This is a genomic window from Streptomyces olindensis (assembly GCF_040645895.1).
GTDB classification, from domain to species: domain Bacteria; phylum Actinomycetota; class Actinomycetes; order Streptomycetales; family Streptomycetaceae; genus Streptomyces; species Streptomyces olindensis.
The window spans coordinates 72,154-90,859 of record NZ_JBEYZD010000012.1 but is presented as its reverse complement, the minus strand read 5'-3'; the positions used below and the strand labels follow the sequence as shown (position 1 = coordinate 90,859).

Sequence of the window (18,706 nt, the reverse complement as noted above, 5' to 3'; positions counted from 1 at the left end):
CGAACGGGACCGTAAAGAGGAAGCGCTTGCGCGTCAATGGGTCGGACAGGAAGTTCGCGCAGGACTTTTGGGCGACTTCGGTCGTTCCCCGTTGAACTACGGACATCGGATCGCATGACGCGCACACTTTCGGGCGCGTAGTCTCGGACGCGCTGCCAAGCCGTCGGCCGGTGGTGAGAAGGGGGAGCGATGGACATCGCGGGCGCGCGGACAATGGCTGCCCGAGTCACCGCCGCGTTCAGGCGCTCGCGCCGTGGCTCCGCCATGCGCGGCCTGGCCGCCCAGCTCGCCGCGGCGGTCCGGGCGAGACCCGAGCCGCCCGCCGACGTGCGGTCGCTGTGCCGGGCGCTGTGCGAGGAGATGAGCGCGCGGCGCGGCGGGCGGCCCGTCGAGCTGCGTTTCGAGCGCTTCCCCGACGAGATAGAAGTGACCGGCCTGTGGGTGGAGTTCCAGGACTTCGACCTCGTCATCGTCGAGGAGCGGGCCGAGGCCGTGCAGCAGCTGGTCATCCTCGGGCACGAACTGTGGCACCTGCACGCGGGGCACCGGCACGACCTGGGCGGGGGCGCGGCGGTCCACGCGTTCGCCGACCGGCCCGGGTGGGAGGACGTCGCGCTGGCGGTCGCCGCCCGCAACGGCTCCCGGGAGCGGGACGAGGCCGACGCCGACGCCTTCGGCCACCGGCTGGCGGCGGGGTGCCGGCCCCTGCTGCCGGGGGGACGCGGACCGGACGTGCCCCTCGAACCCGTGCAGCGGTCGCTGTACTACCGGGGGCCGCGAGGGGGTGCGGCGCCGTGACGGCGGTGGCGCTGAGCCCGGTCGAGTTGGTCAACCAGTTCTACCCGAACTTCTGGTGGGTCCCCGCGGGCGTCCTGGCCGCCGCCCTGGCCATCAAGCTGCCGAGCATCATCCGGCTGTGGAAGGACCCGCTGCTGCGCGCGGTCGGCGGACTGCTGCTGCTCGCCTGCGCGGTGTTCGTCTTCGTCGCGCCGTCGACGATCGCCCGGGTCAACCGGCTCACCGGGGTGGCCAACTTCTCCGGCCCCTGGGTGTATTCGCTGCTCACCGCGTTCTGCGCCTTCTGCCTGCTGCTGATCATCGCCTGGCGCAACGGCCTGTCCGACCGCTCGGACCGCACCCGGCGCGCGATGCGCGGGGTGGTGGCCGTCTACTCGGGCGTGATCGTCGCGATGTGGGTGCTGTTCGCCCTGGCGGACGTGCCGGAGGAACGGCTGCGGGACCTCGACACGTACTACGCGAACACCCCGTACATGCGCGAGATGATCGTGCTGTACCTGCTCGCGCACACCGTGGCCGCCCTGGTCACCAACGGGCTGATCTGGAACTGGGTCCGCACGGACGGGCTCGACTCGCTGCTGCGCTGGGGGCTGAAGTTCCTCGGCGTGGGCTACGCGGCGCAGTTGCTCTTCGACGCCGCCAAGATCAGCGCCGTGGTGGCCCGTTGGTCGGGGCGGAACGTGGACTGGCTGAGCACGGCCGTCGCCCCGCCGCTCGCGTGCCTGTCGGCGGTGCTCATCGCGATCGGGTTCATCCTCCCGCACGCCGGTCAGTACCTGCACGGCCGCTGGCACGTCCGGCACGCCCACCACGAACTGCGGCCGCTGTACCTGCTGATGAGGACGGTCAACGGCACGGGGGTCCCGTTCCTGCTGCGCGCGTCCCCGGAACTGCGGCTGGTGCGCCGGGAGACGTTCATCCGCGACGTGCTGCTGCCGCTCGCCCGCCACATCGACGAGGAGCGGCGCGAGCGGTACCACGCCGCCGCCCTCGCCCTCGGTCACCCGCCCGGCCTGGCGAAGGCGCTCGCCGCCACGGCGGCCGTCCTGGACGCCGTCGACGCCAGGAACCAGGCCCGGGAGGACGACGGCTCCGGCGCCCGTGACACCACGGACCTGCTGCGCGAGATCCGCGCCCTGTCCCGGGCCCTGCGCCGCACGGAGGACCTGCGGGCGATCCGGGACCTGGCGCACGACCGCACGGACGGCCGGTCGCTCACCGGCTGACCGCGCCGCCGGGAACGGCTTCGCACGGGAAGCCGCGGACACGGTGTGTGAAGGTACGGTGAGAGCTGTCCGGGACGAGGCCCGCACGGCTCGACACCGGTGTCCGCGGCCGGTGTTGTGCGTCGCACGGCCGCGGCCGGACGTCGGGGAATGCCCGCAGGGCATCGGGGAATGCCCGCAGGGCAAAGGAGCCTTCATGGCTGAGTGCGAGGAGTCGCATGTCGCGTAGAGCTGTCGTCATCGGTGCGGGTCTGGCCGGCATGCTGGCCGCGGCGGCCCTGTCCGCCGTCGCGGACGAGGTGATCGTGCTCGACCGCGACGACCTGCCCGAGGGGCCGGAGCACCGCAGGGGCCTGCCGCAGGGACGTCACGCGCACCTCCTCATGGCCGGCGGACTGGCCTCCATGGAGGACCTGGTGCCGGGCGTGAGCATGCGCAAGCACCTGCTCGCCGCCGGCGCGCACGAGATACCGCTCGGCTCGGGCATGGTCGCCCTCACGCCCGAGGGCTGGCTGCGGCGCTGGCGTCACCCCGGACCGCGCATGCTGACCTGCACCCGGGCGCTGCTCGACTGGGCGGTGCGGGGCGCCGTGCTGGACGGCACCGGGGTGGAGATCCGCAAGGCGCGGGTGCTGGAGCTGACGGGCTCGCGGCAGCGGGTGACCGGGGTGCGGCTGTCGGCCGCGGGCGGCGAGGAGGAACTCGCCGCGGACTTCGTGGTGGACGCGAGCGGACGCGGCTCGCGGATCACGACCTGGCTGGCGGGGCTGGGCGTCGGCGACGTGCGCGAGAAGACCGTGGACGCCGGTCTGGTGAACGCCACCCGCCTCTACCGCACTCCCGAGGGAGCCGGCCGTTTCCCCCTGACCATGGTGCAGAGCGACCCGTACCAGGGGCGGCCCGGCCGCAGCGGCATGGTGCTGCCGATCGAGGGCGACCGCTGGATGGTCAGCCTCGCCGGCACCCGGGGCGGGGGCGAACCGCCGTCCGACCCGGACGCGTTCCTGCGGTACACCCTGGACCTGCCCGACCCCATCGTGGGCCGGCTGATCTCCGGCGCGGAGCCGCTCACCGACGTCCACGTCAGCCGCAGCACCAGCAATCACCGCCGGTACCTGGAGAAGGTGCGCTCCTGGCCCGACCGCCTGGTGGTGCTCGGTGACGCGCTGGCCACGTTCAACCCGGCCTACGGGCAGGGCATGTCGGTGGCCGCGCTGGGCGCCCGGGAGCTGGACGGGGAGCTGCGCCGGTCCGGCCTCGACGCGCCCGGGCTGGCCCGGCGGGTGCAGCGGCGGGTGGCCGCGCCGGTGGAGGCCGCGTGGACGATGGCGGTGAGCCAGGACGTCTGGTACCCCGGGACGCGCGGGGGCTCGCCCGGGGTCGCCGACCGTCTGGTCACCGCCTACACGCGCCGCCTGATCCGCACGGCGACCGGCTCGTACCCGGCGGCGTCGGCGCTGTGGGACGTGATGAGCATGACGACGGGGCCGACGCGGCTGCTCCGGCCCTCGACGGTGTTGGCGACGCTGAACGGGCCGCCGTTGCCGGCGGCGGTGGGGGCGCCGCTGACGGAGGACGAACGCGCGATTCTGCGAAGGCTGGACCGGACGGGGCGCTGAGACGGGGGTGAGACCCGGGGGCGGGGCGGTGCGCCCCCCGTCCGCCCCCCGTCCGCGTCCTCGTGTGCGGACGCCCCGGGGGCCCGCCCCCTCTGCTCTGTCTCCGGTCAGCCGGCGAACGCGGGCTGTGCCAGTCCCTTGCCCGCCCCGGGCACCACGAACAGGGAACCCGCGAGCGCGGGCGGCTCGGTGAGCCCCGTACGGGCGGTGGTGATGTACAGGTCGGTCAGGTCGGCCCCGCCGAACGCGCAGGCCGTCACCAGCGGCACCGGCAGCTCGACCACCCGGTCCAGCCGGCCGTCGGGGGTGTACCGCCGCACCGCGGCGCCCTGCCACAGCGCCACCCAGACGCACCCGTCGGCGTCCACGGTCAGCCCGTCGGGGAAACCGGCCCCCTCCTCGATCTCGGCGAGGGTGCGCCGCCCGGAGATCCGCCCGTCCGCGTGGTCGAAGACGTCGACGCGCCGGGTCGGGGAGTCGATGTAGTACATCAGGCGCCCGTCGGGGCTCCACCCCGTGCCGTTGCTGACGGCGACGTCGTCGAGCACGACGTCCACGGTGCCCTCGCCGGTGACGCGGGACAGCGTGCCGCCCCCCGGCGCCTCGTCGTAGCGCATCGTGCCGGCCCACAGCGTGCCGTCGGGCGCGACGGCCGCGTCGTTGGCGCGGCGGCCGGGGACGGGCTCGTGGTGCAGCCAGCGGAAGGTGCCGTCGGGGTCCAGGAGACCGACCCCGTCGCGCAGGTTCAGTACGAGCCCGCCGCCGGCGCGCGGCTTGACGGCGCCGACGTGCTGTTCCGTGCGCCGGAGCGTGCGGTGGCCGGTCGCCGGGTCGTAGGTGTGCACCCGGGAGCCGAGGATGTCGATCCACAGGAGCCGGCCGGCCGCCGCGTCCCAGGTCGGCCCCTCGCCCAGCTCGGCCTCGGCCCGGACCGCGACCTCGTACGGCCTCGTCATGCCGGGCTCCGGTGGCCGAGGTGCTCGGACAGCTCGGCGGCGCCCTTCGCGGCGAGCTGCTCCAGCTCGCTCCGGCGGTCCTCGCTCCAGCGGATCATGGGCACGGAGATCGACAGGGCGGCGACGACCTGCCCGGTGCGGTCGCGGACCGGGGCGGCCACGCAGCTCACGTCCGGATTGGACTCACGGCGCTCCACGGCGAGGCCGCGCTCCCGGATCTCGGCCAGGGTCTCGCGCAGGGCGGCCGGGTCGGTGATGCTGTTGGGGGTCATCGCGACCAGTTCGGCGCCGTCGGGGATCCGCGCGGCGAGTTCCTGCTCGGGAAGGGAGGCCAGCAGCATCTTGCCGACGGAGGTGCAGTGGGCGGGCAGCCGGCGGCCGGCCGCCGACACCATCCGCACGGCGTGCGTGGAGTCGACCTTGGCGATGTAGATGACGTCCGTGTCCTCCAGGATCGCCACGTGCACGGTCTCGTCGCAGGTCTCGGCGACGGACCGGGCGACCAGCTGCCCCTCGGCGGCGAGGTCGAGCTGCTCGGCGTAACGGGCGCCGAGCTGGTACGGGCGCACGCCGAGCCGGTAGCGTCCCGGCTGTCCGGGCACGGGGACGATGTACTTCCGGGCGGCGAGCGTGGTCACCAGCTCGTGCACGGTGGTGCGCGGCAGCTGGAGCTTGCGCACGATGTCCGGGGCGGAGAGCGTCCCGTCCCCGTCGAGAAAGAGCTCGAGAATGTCGAGAGCCCGGGTCACTGCTGGTACGAGGCGTCCCACGACCGGCCCCCTCCCTATGTGTCTCAGGCGCCTGTGCTCCGGAAACCGACGTTCGAGATATCAACAGGCGATCGGCATGACGAACACAGGCTAGCCATAGAGGTTTGCCCGGGCAATGGGGAGAGACGCAGCGGGCGGAAACCGACGAGCGCACCACGAGCACATTCCGTGCACATTAAAGTGCGCAGTGTGCGACACGTCACAGGTGTCGCAGGGTGGGGGGATCTCTGTGCACGACATGACCATGGGCTCGAACGTCTCTTTGACGGCTCTGAGCGAGAACGTCGGTTCCGCGATCGTCAGCCTGGGCTGGTCCAGCCCGACCGGTGAGGGCGACGCCGACGTGTCCGTGCTGCTGCTGGACGCGAACGGCAAGGTTCGAAGCGACGCCGACTTCTACTTCTACAACAACCCCGTGGCCTCCGACGGCAGCGTGCAACTGCTGGGCAAGGAACCCACGGCGGACGGCAGCGAGGACCGGATCAGCTTCGACCTGACCGCCGTCCCGGCCGGCGTGGAGCGGATCGTCGTGGCCGCGAGCCGCTACGAGCAGGCACGCTTCGCCGAACTGGACGACCTGCGGGTGACGCTGGCCGACGCGGGGGGCGAGAGCCTGCTGCGGTTCGTCATCGACGACCCCGGCCCGGTGAGCGCGATCATTTTCGGTGAGCTGTACCGGCGCGGGGAGGAGTGGAAGTTCCGGGCCGTCGGGCAGGGATACGAGAGCGGGCTGGCGGGGCTGGCGACGGACTTCGGCGTCGACATCGAGGACGACGAGGCGGAGCCCGGCGCGGAAGACGAGGCGGAGTCCGGGACGGACGACGAGGCGGAGTCCGGGACGGACGACGAGGCGGAGTCCGGGACGGAAGACGAGGCGGAGTCCGGGACGGCGGTCACGGAACCACCGGTCACGGAAGAACCGGTCAACGAGGAGCCCGCCGACGCCCCCGCCCTCGATGCCCAGCCGCAGGCGACGCCGCTGGGCGCCGTCCCGGCACCGCGTCCGCCCGCCGACGAGGAGGTCGCCCCGAGGAAGCGGGCGGCCCGGCCCCGGACCGCGAAGAAGAAGGTCACGCCACCCAGGGCGCCGGTGAAGAGCCTCGCGGAGAACGAGTCCTGGAAGCAGGCCCGGCTCTTTCCGGTGTCGGCGCTCAAGAGTGACCGGGACCGGGAGATGCGCTCCACATCGGTCCTGCTGTCGGTGATGACCCAGGTGCCTCGGTTCGGCAGGCGGATCACCGCTCCCTTCGGCGCGCCGTCCGGCCGCATGGAGACCTTCACCGAGGTCTCCCTGCCGCACGGGGACACGCCTCGGCGCCCCGACGGGATCATCCGCGTGGAGCGCGCCGGGAAGCTGTGGACGGCGCTCGTGGAGACCAAGACCAACGGCAACCCCCTGAAGTCCGATCAGGTGCAGGCCTACATGGACATCGCGGCCCGGCGCGGCTACGAGGCCGTGATCACGCTGTCGAACGACGTCGCGCTGGAGGGCAGCCCGCTGGTCGACGTCAAGATCGACCGGCGGCGCAAGCACCAGGTGGCGCTCTGGCACCTGTCGTGGGCCGAAGTGGCCCACCAGGCGCAGATGTTGATCCGCCACGAGGGTGTCGGGAACGCGGCGCGCACCTGGCTGCTCCAGGACCTCCTGCACTACCTCCAGCACGAGAACTCCGGGTGCCACGGGTTCCAGAACATGGGCTCGGCCTGGGTCCCGGTCCGCAACGGCATCAGTGACGAGACCCTCTGCCAGGGCGACCCCCGTGCCCTGGAGGTCGTCGAGAGCTGGGAGCGGCTCATCCGCCAGGTCTGCCTGCGGCTCGGCGGTGAACTCGGGCAGAAGGTGCTGCCCGCCCAGCGTGCCCGGCGCGGCACCGACCCCGGGGCCCGCCGTGCTCGCCTGGCGGACCAACTGTGCCTGGAGGGCAGGCTCCAGGCGGAGCTGCGGGTCGAGGGCGTACCCGGGCTGCTCGGCATCAGCGCGGATCTGCGGACGGCCAAGCTGCGTACGTCCGTCGAGATCCCGGCTCCCGAGCAGGGCTATCCCCTGACCTGGGCCAAGCGCCTGATCCGCCGTCTCGCCGAGGCACCGGCGGACCTGCACGTCGAGACGCTGGTGGAGGGCGAGGCGGGCGGCCCCCGGGGCACGCTGGAGCGGCTGCGGCCCGAACCGGGCGATCTCCTCCCGAAGGACGGCGCCACCCGCATCACCGGCTTCCGGCTGTCCCTGTTCAAGGGCATGGGCAGCGGCCGGGGCAGCGCCGAGTCCGGTTTCATCCGCAGCGTCGACGACGCCGTGCACCGGTTCCACAACTCGGTGGTGGCGCACCTGGACGCTCCGGCGTCGGGGCGGGCGGCGAGGGAGCGGGCCACGGTGTGACAGCGCGGTGGCGGTGCGCTTCGCCGGGTCCGCCGGTCCCGCTCACCGCCGCCCCCGCACCACCCCCAGCTCCCCCCGCAGCCGCTGCGCCCGCAGCACCAGTTCCAGTTCGAAGCGCCGGTCGGGATCGTCGATCTCGCCGCCCCAGAGTTCGCGGATCTGACGGAGGCGATAGCGGACCGTCTGAGGATGGACGCCCAGGCGGGTGGCGACCTCGGGGGCTCCGCCGCGGGTTTCCAGCCAGGCCAGGAGGGTTTCCGCGAGGCGGCGGCCGTGGGTGGGGCCGCAGTGGGTCAGGGGGGCCAGGCAGCGCAGGGCCAGGTCGTCGATCAGTTCCTCGGGCTGGAGGAGGACCAGGGCCTCGGTGTGTTCCGTGCAGTAGAGGACCTCGCCCGAGGGGAGCAGCTCCCGTTCCATCAGGCGTACCGCCGCCTCCGCCCAGCGCAGGGACTTCGCCGCGTCGGTGAGCGGGACGGGCGGGCCGATCGCGCCGGACCAGCCGGCCAGGGCCCGGTGCAGCAGCTCGGGGCGGCCGGCGGCGTCCGGCTCGGGGACGACCATGCGGGGCTGTTCGTATTCCATGTCGAGCAGGACCCCCTGCCCGACCGCGGGGGCCATCGCCTCGCGGGCGGGACGGAGCAGGACGCCGACGGCGACCTTCGCCGGGAGGGGCCAGCCGATCCGGGCGGCCCGTTCGGTGAGGGCCTCGGTGGGGTCGCCGCGGTGGTGTTCGGCCAGCAGCAGTTCCATGAGACGGCGTTGCAGGCGCAGGCGTTCGCCGGCCTGGCGGGCCGCCGCCTCGGCGTAGCCGCGCACGGACTGGTCGACGAGGCCGTCCAGGTACTCGTAGCCCGCGTCGACGAGTTCGTACATCGCCGGGGGCGGGATCTCCACGCGCTGGCCGATGTCGGCGAAGCGGCGCCAGGCCAGGCGTACGCCCATGCGGTAGATGGCCTGGAGGGAGTCGAGGGAGCGGCCGTTCAGGCCCTCGCCGCGGCCGAAGTCCTGGAAGACGCCCGGCGGGACGGTCGGGCGCCCCTCCGAGTGCTCCAGGTGCTGCACGAACACCTCGATGGCGCGGCGGATGCCGACCAGGGCCATCGGCTCGCCGGAGTCGTCGAGGACGACGGGCAGGTGCGGGTACTCGCGCTGGATCTCGCGGAGGATCTCCTCGGCGAGCTCGGGCGCCTCGGCCATGGCGATGGCGGCGAACCGGCGCACCTGGAAGCGCGGTACGTCGTGCCAGGCCGAGCGTGCGGTGACGGTTCCGGTGCGGGCGGCCGTCATCCGTCAACTCCCCTGGCCGGCCTGCTCGTAGGTGATCAAGGGCGTGTTCGGCTGGTCGGGTGTGGCTTCGAGCAGCGCGACCACGCCCAGCGCGGCGCCCACGGCGAGGGCGGCGGCGAGCGCGACGGTCAGCGCGGCAGCGAGCAGTCTGGACATCGCAGGGTCAGCCTCTCTGTCCGGATTCGTCCGGATACGGTCCGGAGGTTGCCCCACCCCGGCACCCCGTCCCTGCCTGTCGCGCCCAGTCTCGACAAGCATTGACACCCCGTCAAGAGCCGCCTACGGTTCCCGGCCCAGCCGCACGCGAGCATTCCGCCGCCGTGCCGGCCCTCTCGTACGTCGAGCCGTCCCAAGCCACTGGAGTGCCCGGATGCGCCGTACAACCTCTCCGTTTTCCCTGGTCCTGCTGGGTCTCGGCACGTTCCTGCTGGTGCTGGCGCCCCTGCTCGCCTGGTACGTGCAGCCGCGGGCCGCGGTGAACCCGATCGACATCGACACGACCGCCGTCTACGAAGGCCGGGGCAGCGTCTTCGACACTGACCGGATCGAGACGGTGCCCGACCGGAAGATCACCGTGACCCAGCGGGTGCGGGGCAACGTCGCCGACAGCGAACGCAGCGGCAAGGCCGTCTGGGACGTGACCACCACGGTCGACACCGACAAGTCGCTGCCGGCCGCCGACCCGCACGACGCGCTGGACTTCACCCCGCACCGCTGGGTGATGGACCGGAAGACCACCCGGCCCGTGCACTGCTGCGGCGAGAAGCCGTACATCGAGGGCGAGGCCTACCTCAAGTTCCCGTTCGACGTGCAGAAACGCTCCTACCAGTGGTGGGACAACACCCTCGGCGACACGGTCGTGCTGCGCTACCGGGGCACCGAGAAGGTCCAGGGCTACACCGGCTACAAGTTCACCGGCTCGGTGCCGCCGACCAGGACGGGCACGCGGATGGTGCCCGGCACCCTCGTCGACCAGCCGAACCGGCCGCAGGTGCTGGCCGAGGAGTGGTACTCCAACCACGGTTTCGAGCTCGTCGTCGACCAGGCCACCGGCCGGGTGATCTACGCGCAGACCGGGCCGAAGCGGACCCTGCGGGCGCCGGGCGGGAAGAAGGACGCGGCCGTGCTGCTGGACAGCCGGAAGATCTCCTTCACGACCGAGACACAGCGGGAGGCGGTACGGCAGGCGAAGCGGGACAGCGGCCAACTCCGGCTGGTGGGCGTGACGTTGCCGATCGGGGCGGCCGTGGGCGGTTTCGTGCTCGCGGTGGTCGGTGTCGTTCTCGTGGCGCGTGGGCGGAAGGAGCCGGAGCACCCCGCTCCGTCCGATTCATCGGATATGCCCCAGCCCACCCTCACGATGTGATGTGACGTCAGCTCTAACAAAGCCCGAAATTGTCACGTCGGTGAGTAGCCGTGGCGAACGTCCGGGCGAAAACTGTCCAACCCCACCCGAGCACAACCCGTCCACACTCCCCTCCCAGGAAGAGCTCAGGCCCCCCACAGGCCGACCCCCGCAAGGGCAGACCCCCCACGTGTTCCCCACGCTGAGTTCCGCACCCCGAGACGAGTTGGAGCACCCATGCCCCAGCACGTGCCGTCCTCGCTGCGCACCGCGTCCCCCAGCGCGTCGCAGCACCCCCCGGCGCTCCCCCCACATCCGCGCCGGATCGTGTTCCTCGCCCACCGCGACCTGGACAACCCGTCCGCCGGCGGCTCCGAGCTGCTGGTCGACAAGCTCGCCGACGGACTGACCCGACTGGGCCACCAGGTGACCCTGCTGTGCGGGGGTCCCGCGGCCTTCCGCGACTACCGGGTCGTGTCGGCGGGCGGCCCGTACGGGCACTACCTGCGCGCCCGGTCGGCCTTCGCCCGGCAGGTCGGCGACTGCGATCTGCTGGTCGAGGTGTGCAACGGCATGCCCTACCTGGCGCCGTTGTGGCACCAGGGGCCGACGCTGTGCCTGGTCAACCACGTCCACACGGACCTGTGGAAGATGCGCTTCGGCGGGCCGCTGGCCCCGGCGGCGCGGATCGGCCGAAGACTCGAGCACTGGGCGCTGACCGGGGCGCAGCAGCGGAACCTGCTCGTCGCCGTGTCCTCCTCGACGGCGCACGCCCTGCGGGCGATCGGCGTCGAGCGGGACCGGATCCGGGTCGTGCACAACGGCGTGGAGGAGCCGGGGCCGCGGGCCGAGCGCTCGCCGGAGCCGTTGTTCGTCGCCGTCGGGCGGCTCGTCGAGTACAAGCGGATCGATCTGCTGCTGCGGTTGTGGGAGCGGGTGCGGCCGGTGACCGGCGGGCGGCTGGTGATCGTCGGGGACGGGCCGGAGCGGGCCCGTCTCGAGCGGCTCGCCGGACCCGGTGTGGAGTTCACCGGGTATGTGACGGAGGCCGAGAAGCACCGGCTGCTGTGCGCGTCCTGGCTGCTGCTGCACCCTTCCGCCGTCGAGGGGTGGGGACTGGTCGTGACGGAGGCGGCGGCGCGGGAGACACCGGCGGTCGCCTTCGACGTGCCCGGGCTGAAGGACTCCGTGATCGACGGCGAGACCGGCGTCCTCGCGCGGGGCGAGTCCTCGTTCGCCGCCGCGTGGTGCGCGCTCGCGCTGTCCGCGCGGCGGCGGGAGTTGATGGGCAAGGCGGCCCGGGAGCGGGCGGCGCAGTTCCGGTGGGACCGGACCGTGCGGCAGTTCCGGGTGGTGGCCGCGGAGGCGGTGAGGGGCTGGGGGCCGTGATACCACCCATGCGCCGACGCGGCGGAGCCGCACCTGTCTCAGCACCGCGCCCCTATCGACACGACCCCTCGTTTCGTAGATCTCTTGCCCTGTTCCGCGCCTTCCTCCACGAACAGGACGATCCCGAGAGCTGCTACTCCCTGCTCGCCCGGGACGCCGTCGACCAGGTCGAGGCCTACGACGGGCCCGTCGCCGGGCGTACCGTCCTGGACGTCGGCGGCGGCAGCGGGTACTTCACCGAGGAGTTCCGCAGACGCGGGGCGCACGCGTTCCTCTTCGAGCCGGACGTCACCGAACTCGGCGAGAAGCCCCCCGACTCCGCCGTCGTCGCCGACGGGTACCTGCTGCCCCTCAGGGACGGCGTCGCGGACGTCACCTTCTCCTCCAACGTGCTGGAGCACGTGGCCGACCCCGAGACGTTCCTCAGTGAACTCGCCCGCGTGACCCGGCCCGGCGGGCTGATCTACGTGTCGTTCACCAACTGGCTGTCGCCGTGGGGCGGGCACGAGTGGGCCCCGTGGCACTACCTCGGCGCCGAGCGGGCCCGGGCCCGCTACCTGCGGCGGACCGGCAGGCCCGCCAAGCACACGCTCGGCGAGAACCTCTTCGCGGTGCACATCGGCTCCACCCTGCGGCAGGTGCGGGCCCGCGACGACGTCACGGTCGTCTCGGCGCGCTCCCGCTACTGGCCCTTCCTCGCGGAGGCCGTCGTCAAGGCGCCCGGCATCCGCGAGTTCGCCACCTGGAACCTCCTCCTCATTCTGCGGCGGTGTCCTACATGACAACCACGGTCCAGGCTCCTCCACCGGCAGCCGTCCCCACCACCGCGACCGCGTCGGGGCCCCCCGAGGGCCCGCGGTCGCGGCGCTGGCTGCTGGGCTTCTGGGCCGTGGTGTTCGTGCTGTTCCTCGTGGTGCGGCCAGGGCGGCAGACCTTCGACACCAAGCTCGGCGTGACCACCGACCCGGGCCAGTTCCTCGCCGACCTCGGGCAGTTGTGGCACGACCGGGCCGGGTTCGGCGGCATCCAGGACCAGTACGTCGGCTATCTGTGGCCGATGCTGCCGTTCTACTGGCTGGCCGACCTGGTGCGGCTGCCGGTGTGGCTGGCCGAGCGGCTGTGGATGTCGTTGATCGTCTCCGTCGCCTTCTGGGGGGCGCTCAGGCTGGCCGAACGGCTGCGGGTGGGCAGCGGCGCCTCCCGGCTGCTGGGGGCCGCGGCGTACGCGCTGTGGCCGCTGTTCACGACCGTCATCGGGTCGACGTCGGCCGCTGCGCTGCCCGGCGCGTTCCTGCCGTGGGTGCTGCTGCCGCTGGCCGACGAGCGGTTCGCGGCCCGGGTCGCCGCCCTGCGCTCGGCGCTGCTCGTGCCGTTCATGGGCGGGGTGAACGCGTCGGCGACACTGGCGTCCCTGCTGCCGGTCGGGCTGTACCTGCTGTCCCGGCCGCCGGGGCCACGGATGCGCAAGCTGATCGCCTGGTGGGCCCCGGCGGTGATCGTGGTGACGGCCTGGTGGTGGGTGCCGCTGCTGCTGCTCGGCGTCTACGGCGAGAACTTCCTGCCGTACATCGAGACCGCGCGGACGACGACGGACACCATGTCGGCGACCGAGGCGCTGCGCGGCGCCGGGAACTGGGTGGCCTATCTGCACTTCGGTGAGGCCTGGCTGCCCGCGGGGTGGGCCGTGGCCTCGTCGGTCCTGGTGATCGTGTGCTCGGCGCTGGCGGCCGGGCTCGGGCTGGCCGGACTCGCCCGGCGGGACATGCCCGAGCGGCGGTGGCTGGTGCTGACGGTGCTCGTGACGGCGCTGGTGCTGCTCGCGGGGTACGGCGGGGCGTTCGGGGCGCCGTTCCACGACGTGATGCAGGGCTGGCTGGACGGGTGGCTGTCGCCGTTCAGGAACATCTACAAGTTCCAGACGGGGCTCGCCCTGGCGCTCGTGCTGGGTCTGGCCCACCTGGTCGGTGTGGCGGCCGAGCCGCGCGGGGCCCGGCAGGTGCGCGGCCGGCGTTTCGCCCCGCTGGTCGCGGCCGTGCTGATCCTGCCGGGGCTGCTGTGGCCGTACCTCAACGGCTCGATCCTCAACCCGGGTTCCTTCCGGAAGCTCCCCACCTACTGGCAGGCCACGGCCGACTGGCTGGAGAAGTACTCCCCCGACTCCCGCGCCCTGGTCGTCCCGGCGACCGCGCACGGCATCTACACCTGGGGCTCGCCCATCGACCAGCCCCTCGACGTGCTCGCCGAGTCGCGGTGGGCGCAGCGCGACTACGTCCCCTTCGGCACGCCCGGCAACCGGCGCGCCATGGACGCCGTCGAGCAGGCGCTGCTGTCCGGGTCCGAAGTGCCGGGCCTCGCCGACTACCTGAGCCGGGCCGGGCTGTACTACGTCGTGGTCCGCAACGACCTCGACCCGGACCAGATCGGCTCCGTGCCGACCGCGACCGTCAAGCGCACCCTCGAACAGTCGGGGTACGAGCGGGTGACGGGGCTCGGGCCGGTGATGACCGGCGGGCGGATCGCGCAGGACGCGCCGCTCCAGGTCGAGGGGCTGTACCCGCGGCAGCGGGCCGTGGAGATCTACCGGCCGGCCGGGGACGACGTGATCCGGCCCGGGCAGGCCGGGCTCGCCCCGGTCGCCGACACGGCCGTGGTGTCCGGCGGGCCCGAGGCGTTGCTGCCGCTGGCGTCCGGGCTGCGCGGCCGGGCGGCCGTCCTGACCGGCGACAACCACCCGGGGCTCGGCACCCCGGCCGTGCAGGTGGTGGGTGACGGGATGCGGCGGGCCGACACCCGGTTCGGGGTGGTCAACGCCGGTACCTCGTACACGTACACGCGCGACGAGCGCAACGCGCCCGACGCCCAGCAGGACCCGGGCGAGAAGCCGCGCCAGATCCTGCCGGCCGAGGGCGTCGAGCACCAGACGGTGGCCGAGCTGCGCGGCGCCCGCTCGGTGACGGCGTCCTCGTACGGCAACTGGCTGTTCCACCTGCCGCAGTACGACCCGGTCAACGCCTTCGACGGCAACCCGGACACCGCGTGGGCCGAGGGCGCCCCGGACACGCCGGACGGGCAGTGGCTGCGCATCGGCTTCACCGGCTCCTACGACATGCCGTCCTCCTTCAAGGTCACGCCGCTGCCGCAGGAGAGCGTGCGGGCGGCGGCGACGAAGGTGCGCGTGGAGACGGAGAAGGGCGCGCGGACCAGCTTCCTCCGGCCGAACGGCACGACGCAGAGCGTCAAGGCGCCCGAGGGTGCCACGCGGTGGATGAAGCTGACGATCACGGACTCGGTGGAGCGCCGGACCGGGCTGACCGGCGCGGGCTTCTCCGAGATCGACCTGCCCGACGTGCAGGTGACCCGGATGCTGCGGCTGCCCTCCGACGCGGACGACGCCACCGCGTCCGCCACCGTCGTCTCCCTGCACCGCGCCTCCGACCCGACCGGCCTCTCCGCGACCGGCACCGAGGCCGGTCTGCACCGCCGCTTCAGCACCCCCGCCGCCGGGACGTACGAGGTGAAGGCGACGGCGGTGCCGGTGCCGGGCGAGGAACTCGACGAGCTGCTGTACGAGGTGGCTCCCGAGCAGCAGGCCAGGATCGTCGCCACCGCCGACTCCACGGCACGGCTCGGCGCGGGCCTCGGGGCGCGCAACCTCACCGACGGCGACCTGACGACGGCGTGGATCGCGGGCGACCGGCCCACGGTCCACCTGCGCTGGGAGGGCAAGCAGCCGGTCGGCGAGCTGGTCCTGGCCCCGGCGGGCGGCCTGTCGGCCCGGGCGTCCGAGGTGCACATCAGCTCCCCGGACGGCGCGGCGATCGCCGGCGTCGACGAGAACGGCTGGGTCCGCTTCCCGCCCATCACCACCGACCGGCTCGACATCACCGTCACCGAGACGGCCCCGCTGACCCTGCACAACCCGGTGGCCGACGAGGACCTGCGCCTCCCGGTGGGCCTGACCGAGGCGTACATCCCGTCCCTCGACCAGTACCGCACCCCGCAGCCGGACGGCACCCGCGCGTTCTCGCTGCCCTGCGGGAAGGGACCGGACGTGGCGCTCGACGGCGAGCTGTACCAGTCGAGCGTGAAGGGGACCGTGCGGGACCTGGTGGAGCGGCGGGGCGTGGAGGTGACGCTCTGCCAGGAGGGCCGCGGGGACGCCGAGGTGCGACTGGCCGCGGGCGAGCACCGGCTGGAGGGCGGTGACGCGGGCCCGCTCGCGCTCACCGACGTGACCCTGACCCGCGGGACGGTCCCCGAGGAGGCCGCGGCCGGGCGCGAGCTGCGGATCCGCGACTGGCTGGGCGACCGGCGCGAGGTGACGGTCGGCTCGGGCGCGGCCTCGTACCTCACGACGTACGAGAACTTCAACGACGGCTGGCGGGCCACGCTGAACGGCAAGGAGCTGACGCCGGTCCGGCTGGACGGCTGGCAGCAGGGCTGGCGGGTCCCGGCCGGGGCCGGCGGCTCGGTCAAGCTGTCGTACGAGCCGGCCACCACCTACGACGCCGGGCTGATCGGCAGCGGCGTCGGCATCGCGGCCCTGCTGGGCCTGGCGGTCTGGCGCCGCCGGGCCCCCAACCCGGACGCGCCGCAGCCGGTGCCGCCGCTGCCCGGCCTGTGGCTCGGCACGGTGGCGCTGACGCTGGTCGGCGCGGTGATCGCGGGCTGGTTCGCGCTGCTGGTCCCGGCGCTGGCGCTGCTCGCGGCGCGGCGGCACGCGCTGCTGGTGCCGATCGCCTTCGCGGCCCTCGCGGCGGCGGGGATCGTCGCGGCCTTCGGCGCCGGGGAGCCGGTGGGCGCGGGCGGGGGCGCCTTCGGGCACCTGGCCCAACTGCTCGCGCTGATCGGGCTGTTCGCGGGACTGGTGAGCCTGCGTGAGCGGCCACCGGCACAGGCGCCGACCCGGGAGCTGCCGAGGACGGAGACCGGGGAGGGCAAGGCCGCATGACGACACCGGTGCGCGTTCCGTTCCCGGTGGTGGACGAGGTCTCCCGGCACTGCCTCCAGGAGGAGGAACCGGAGACGGTCCACATCGAGGTCCACCTCCCGGGGCCGCTCGACCCGACGCGGCTGCGCAAGGCGTTCACGGAGGCCCTGTACCGGCATCCGCGGATCCTGATGCGGGAGGCGCGGGGGCCCTGGTACCGGCGGCGCTACGAGTGGGAGCTGACGGCGGAGCCGGACGTGGAGGTGGTGTCCTTCGCCCCGTCGGGTCCCCGGGCCCTGCGGGACGCCAGGGCCCGGGCCCTGGCGGAGGCGCCGCCGCTGTCGCTGTCCCCGCCGATACGGCTGGAGGTGGTGGACTCGGTCCTCTTCCTCACCATCAACCACACCGCCCTCGACGGCCCGGCCTGCCTCCGCGTGCTGGCGACGGCCGCGGAGCTCTACGGCGGCCGGGACAACTCCCCCGCGGCGCCCCCGGTCCGCCCCGCGGAGCCCCGGCAGGAACCCCCGGACACCCCGGCCAACTGGTCACCCCCGGCCCGGGTGGCGCACGGCACGCCCGACCCCTCACCAGGCAACGGCATGCTCGTCACCGAACTCCCCCTCCCCCACCGCCCCAAGGGATCCCCCTACACGGTCAACGACCAGCTCATGGTCGCCACGGCCCTGACCATCGCCCACTGGAACAGGGAACACGGCGCCCGCCCGCGCCCGCTGCGCATCACCATGCCCGTGGACGACCGCCCCCGCGACGCGAGCATGCCCATCGGAAACGGCACCCGGCTGGTGGAAGTACCCTTCCCACCGGGCGAGTTGACCGACCCGGACCTGCCCGCCCTGCTGCGCCGCACCGCGGAGCGGACCCGCGCCCTGAAGTCCCTGCCCCGGCCGCAGCTCGGGCACGGCGCCGCCCTGCTCACCGCCCCCTGGGCCCCGGTCGCCGCCCGCGCCGCCCTCACCCGCGCCCTGCGCAGAGCCGCCGCGCCCTGGACGTCGACGACCCTGCTCAGCAACATCGGCCGCATCCCCTACCCCCTGGACTTCGGCGAGGAGACGGGCCGCGCGCACGCGGTCTGGTTCTCCGCCCCGGCCCGCATGCCGCGCGGCCTGACCGTGACCACCGCCTCCACGGCCGGCCGCCTCCACCTCGCCCTGCGCTGGTCCCGGTCCCTGCTCGGCCCCGGCGACGGCGCCCACCTCCGCGACCTGTTCGAGCACCATCTGCACACCACGGAGGCCACCCCGTGACGACCTCCCCGGTGAAACCCCGCGAGCTGCGCGACTTCTACGAGAACCCGGCCGTGCCGGTCGCCTCCGGCACCCCGCGCAGCCTCCGCCAGGCCCGCATGCTGGCCCGGGCCCTCGGTCCGGCCGGCGGCCGTCCCGGCACCGTCCTCGACATCGGCTGCGGGGACGGCACCGCCGCCGCCACCGCCGCGCCCCTGCTGACCGGCCACCGCGTCATCGGCGTCGACTGGTCGCAGGACGCCCTGCGCCGCGCCCGCACCCGCATCCCGTACGCCGTCCGCGGCGAACTCACCGGCGGCGGGCTGCCGTTCGCCTCCGGGGCGGCCGACGCCGTGCTGTTCAGCGAGGTCATCGAGCACCTCGTCGACCCGGACGCCGCGCTGGACGAGATCCGGCGGATCCTGCGCCCCGGAGGCCACCTGATGCTGTCCACCCCGAACCTGGCCGCCTGGTACAACCGCGCCCTGCTGCTGGCCGGTGTGCAGCCCGTCTTCTCGGAGGTCAGCCTGCGCGGCATCCACGGCCGCCCGGGCAAGGAGGTCGTGGGCCACCTGCGGCTCTACACCCCGCGCGCGCTGCGGGAGTTCGTCGCCGCGTCCGGGTTCACGGTCGTACGGCTCGAAGGCGCCCCCTTCCACGGCGTGCCGCGCCCGCTGCGGCCGCTGGACCGGCTGGCCTGCGCCCGGCCGCAACTGGCGTCGATCCTGCTGCTGCACGCCAGGAGGACGTAGCCCATGTGGTGGG

14 protein-coding genes are annotated in these 18,706 nt (G+C 73.6%); 10 read left to right on the top strand and 4 right to left on the bottom strand.

From position 1 onward, the window contains the following. Nucleotides 1–189: 189 nt before the first annotated feature. From ABZ948_RS10170 to ABZ948_RS10160, 3 genes are all read left to right on the top strand, one after another. Entirely contained in the window at nt 190–798 is a 609-nt protein-coding gene (locus tag ABZ948_RS10170) for a toxin-antitoxin system, toxin component family protein (RefSeq protein WP_359758460.1), read from the top strand. Next, complete coding sequence (locus ABZ948_RS10165; protein ID WP_359758459.1) at nt 795–2,024, top strand: MAB_1171c family putative transporter; 1,230 nt, start codon at nt 795–797, stop codon at nt 2,022–2,024. Before ABZ948_RS10170 ends, ABZ948_RS10165 begins: the two co-directional genes overlap by 4 nt. A gap of 218 nt (nt 2,025–2,242) precedes the next feature. Further along, nucleotides 2,243–3,643 (top strand): NAD(P)/FAD-dependent oxidoreductase, encoded by a 1,401-nt coding sequence (locus ABZ948_RS10160; RefSeq protein ID WP_359758458.1) that lies wholly within the window; start codon nt 2,243–2,245, stop codon nt 3,641–3,643. Nucleotides 3,644–3,750: 107 nt separating this feature from the next. On the opposite strand, the gene ABZ948_RS10155 is transcribed toward ABZ948_RS10160, so the two are convergent. Both ABZ948_RS10155 and ABZ948_RS10150 read right to left on the bottom strand, forming a co-directional pair. After that, a complete protein-coding gene (locus tag ABZ948_RS10155) occupies nt 3,751–4,599 on the bottom strand; it encodes an SMP-30/gluconolactonase/LRE family protein (protein ID WP_359758457.1) in 849 nt (282 codons plus the stop codon). Further along, a complete protein-coding gene (locus ABZ948_RS10150; protein ID WP_359758456.1) occupies nt 4,596–5,369 on the bottom strand; it encodes an IclR family transcriptional regulator in 774 nt (257 codons plus the stop codon). The genes ABZ948_RS10155 and ABZ948_RS10150 overlap by 4 nt, the downstream gene beginning before the upstream one ends. Nucleotides 5,370–5,607: 238 nt before the next feature. On the opposite strand from ABZ948_RS10150, the gene ABZ948_RS10145 reads away from it, so the two are divergent. Next, nucleotides 5,608–7,746, top strand: coding sequence for a TerD family protein (locus ABZ948_RS10145; RefSeq protein ID WP_359758455.1), 2,139 nt, complete (start codon nt 5,608–5,610; stop codon nt 7,744–7,746). A 42-nt stretch (nt 7,747–7,788) separates the two neighbouring features. Here ABZ948_RS10145 and ABZ948_RS10140 read toward each other — a convergent pair whose 3' ends face one another. Both ABZ948_RS10140 and ABZ948_RS10135 read right to left on the bottom strand, forming a co-directional pair. Then, nucleotides 7,789–9,033, bottom strand: a complete 1,245-nt coding sequence (locus ABZ948_RS10140; RefSeq protein WP_359758454.1) for a PucR family transcriptional regulator — start codon at nt 9,031–9,033, stop codon at nt 7,789–7,791. Between the two features lie 3 nt (nt 9,034–9,036). Next, complete coding sequence (locus tag ABZ948_RS10135; RefSeq protein ID WP_010042314.1) at nt 9,037–9,189, bottom strand: hypothetical protein; 153 nt, start codon at nt 9,187–9,189, stop codon at nt 9,037–9,039. Nucleotides 9,190–9,403: 214 nt separating this feature from the next. Between ABZ948_RS10135 and pgfA the strand changes: the two genes are divergently transcribed. From pgfA to ABZ948_RS10105, 6 genes are all read left to right on the top strand, one after another. Beyond that, the gene (pgfA, locus tag ABZ948_RS10130; RefSeq protein ID WP_359758453.1) at nt 9,404–10,399 is read left to right on the top strand and encodes a cell envelope lipid trafficking protein PgfA; all 996 of its coding nucleotides are present in this window, start codon (nt 9,404–9,406) and stop codon (nt 10,397–10,399) included. Between the two features lie 216 nt (nt 10,400–10,615). Beyond that, a complete protein-coding gene (locus ABZ948_RS10125; RefSeq protein WP_359758452.1) occupies nt 10,616–11,767 on the top strand; it encodes a glycosyltransferase family 4 protein in 1,152 nt (383 codons plus the stop codon). An 8-nt stretch (nt 11,768–11,775) separates the two neighbouring features. Further along, on the top strand, nt 11,776–12,549 hold the full coding sequence (locus tag ABZ948_RS10120; protein ID WP_359758451.1) for a class I SAM-dependent methyltransferase: 774 nt from the start codon (nt 11,776–11,778) through the stop codon (nt 12,547–12,549). Beyond that, nucleotides 12,546–16,718: an alpha-(1->3)-arabinofuranosyltransferase domain-containing protein gene (locus ABZ948_RS10115; RefSeq protein WP_359758450.1), complete on the top strand. Its 4,173-nt coding sequence runs from the start codon at nt 12,546–12,548 to the stop codon at nt 16,716–16,718. Before ABZ948_RS10120 ends, ABZ948_RS10115 begins: the two co-directional genes overlap by 4 nt. Further along, nucleotides 16,715–17,962, top strand: a complete 1,248-nt coding sequence (locus ABZ948_RS10110; RefSeq protein WP_359758449.1) for a condensation protein — start codon at nt 16,715–16,717, stop codon at nt 17,960–17,962. Before ABZ948_RS10115 ends, ABZ948_RS10110 begins: the two co-directional genes overlap by 4 nt. After that, nucleotides 17,959–18,693, top strand: coding sequence for a class I SAM-dependent methyltransferase (locus tag ABZ948_RS10105; RefSeq protein ID WP_359758448.1), 735 nt, complete (start codon nt 17,959–17,961; stop codon nt 18,691–18,693). Before ABZ948_RS10110 ends, ABZ948_RS10105 begins: the two co-directional genes overlap by 4 nt. Nucleotides 18,694–18,706 lie beyond the last annotated feature (13 nt).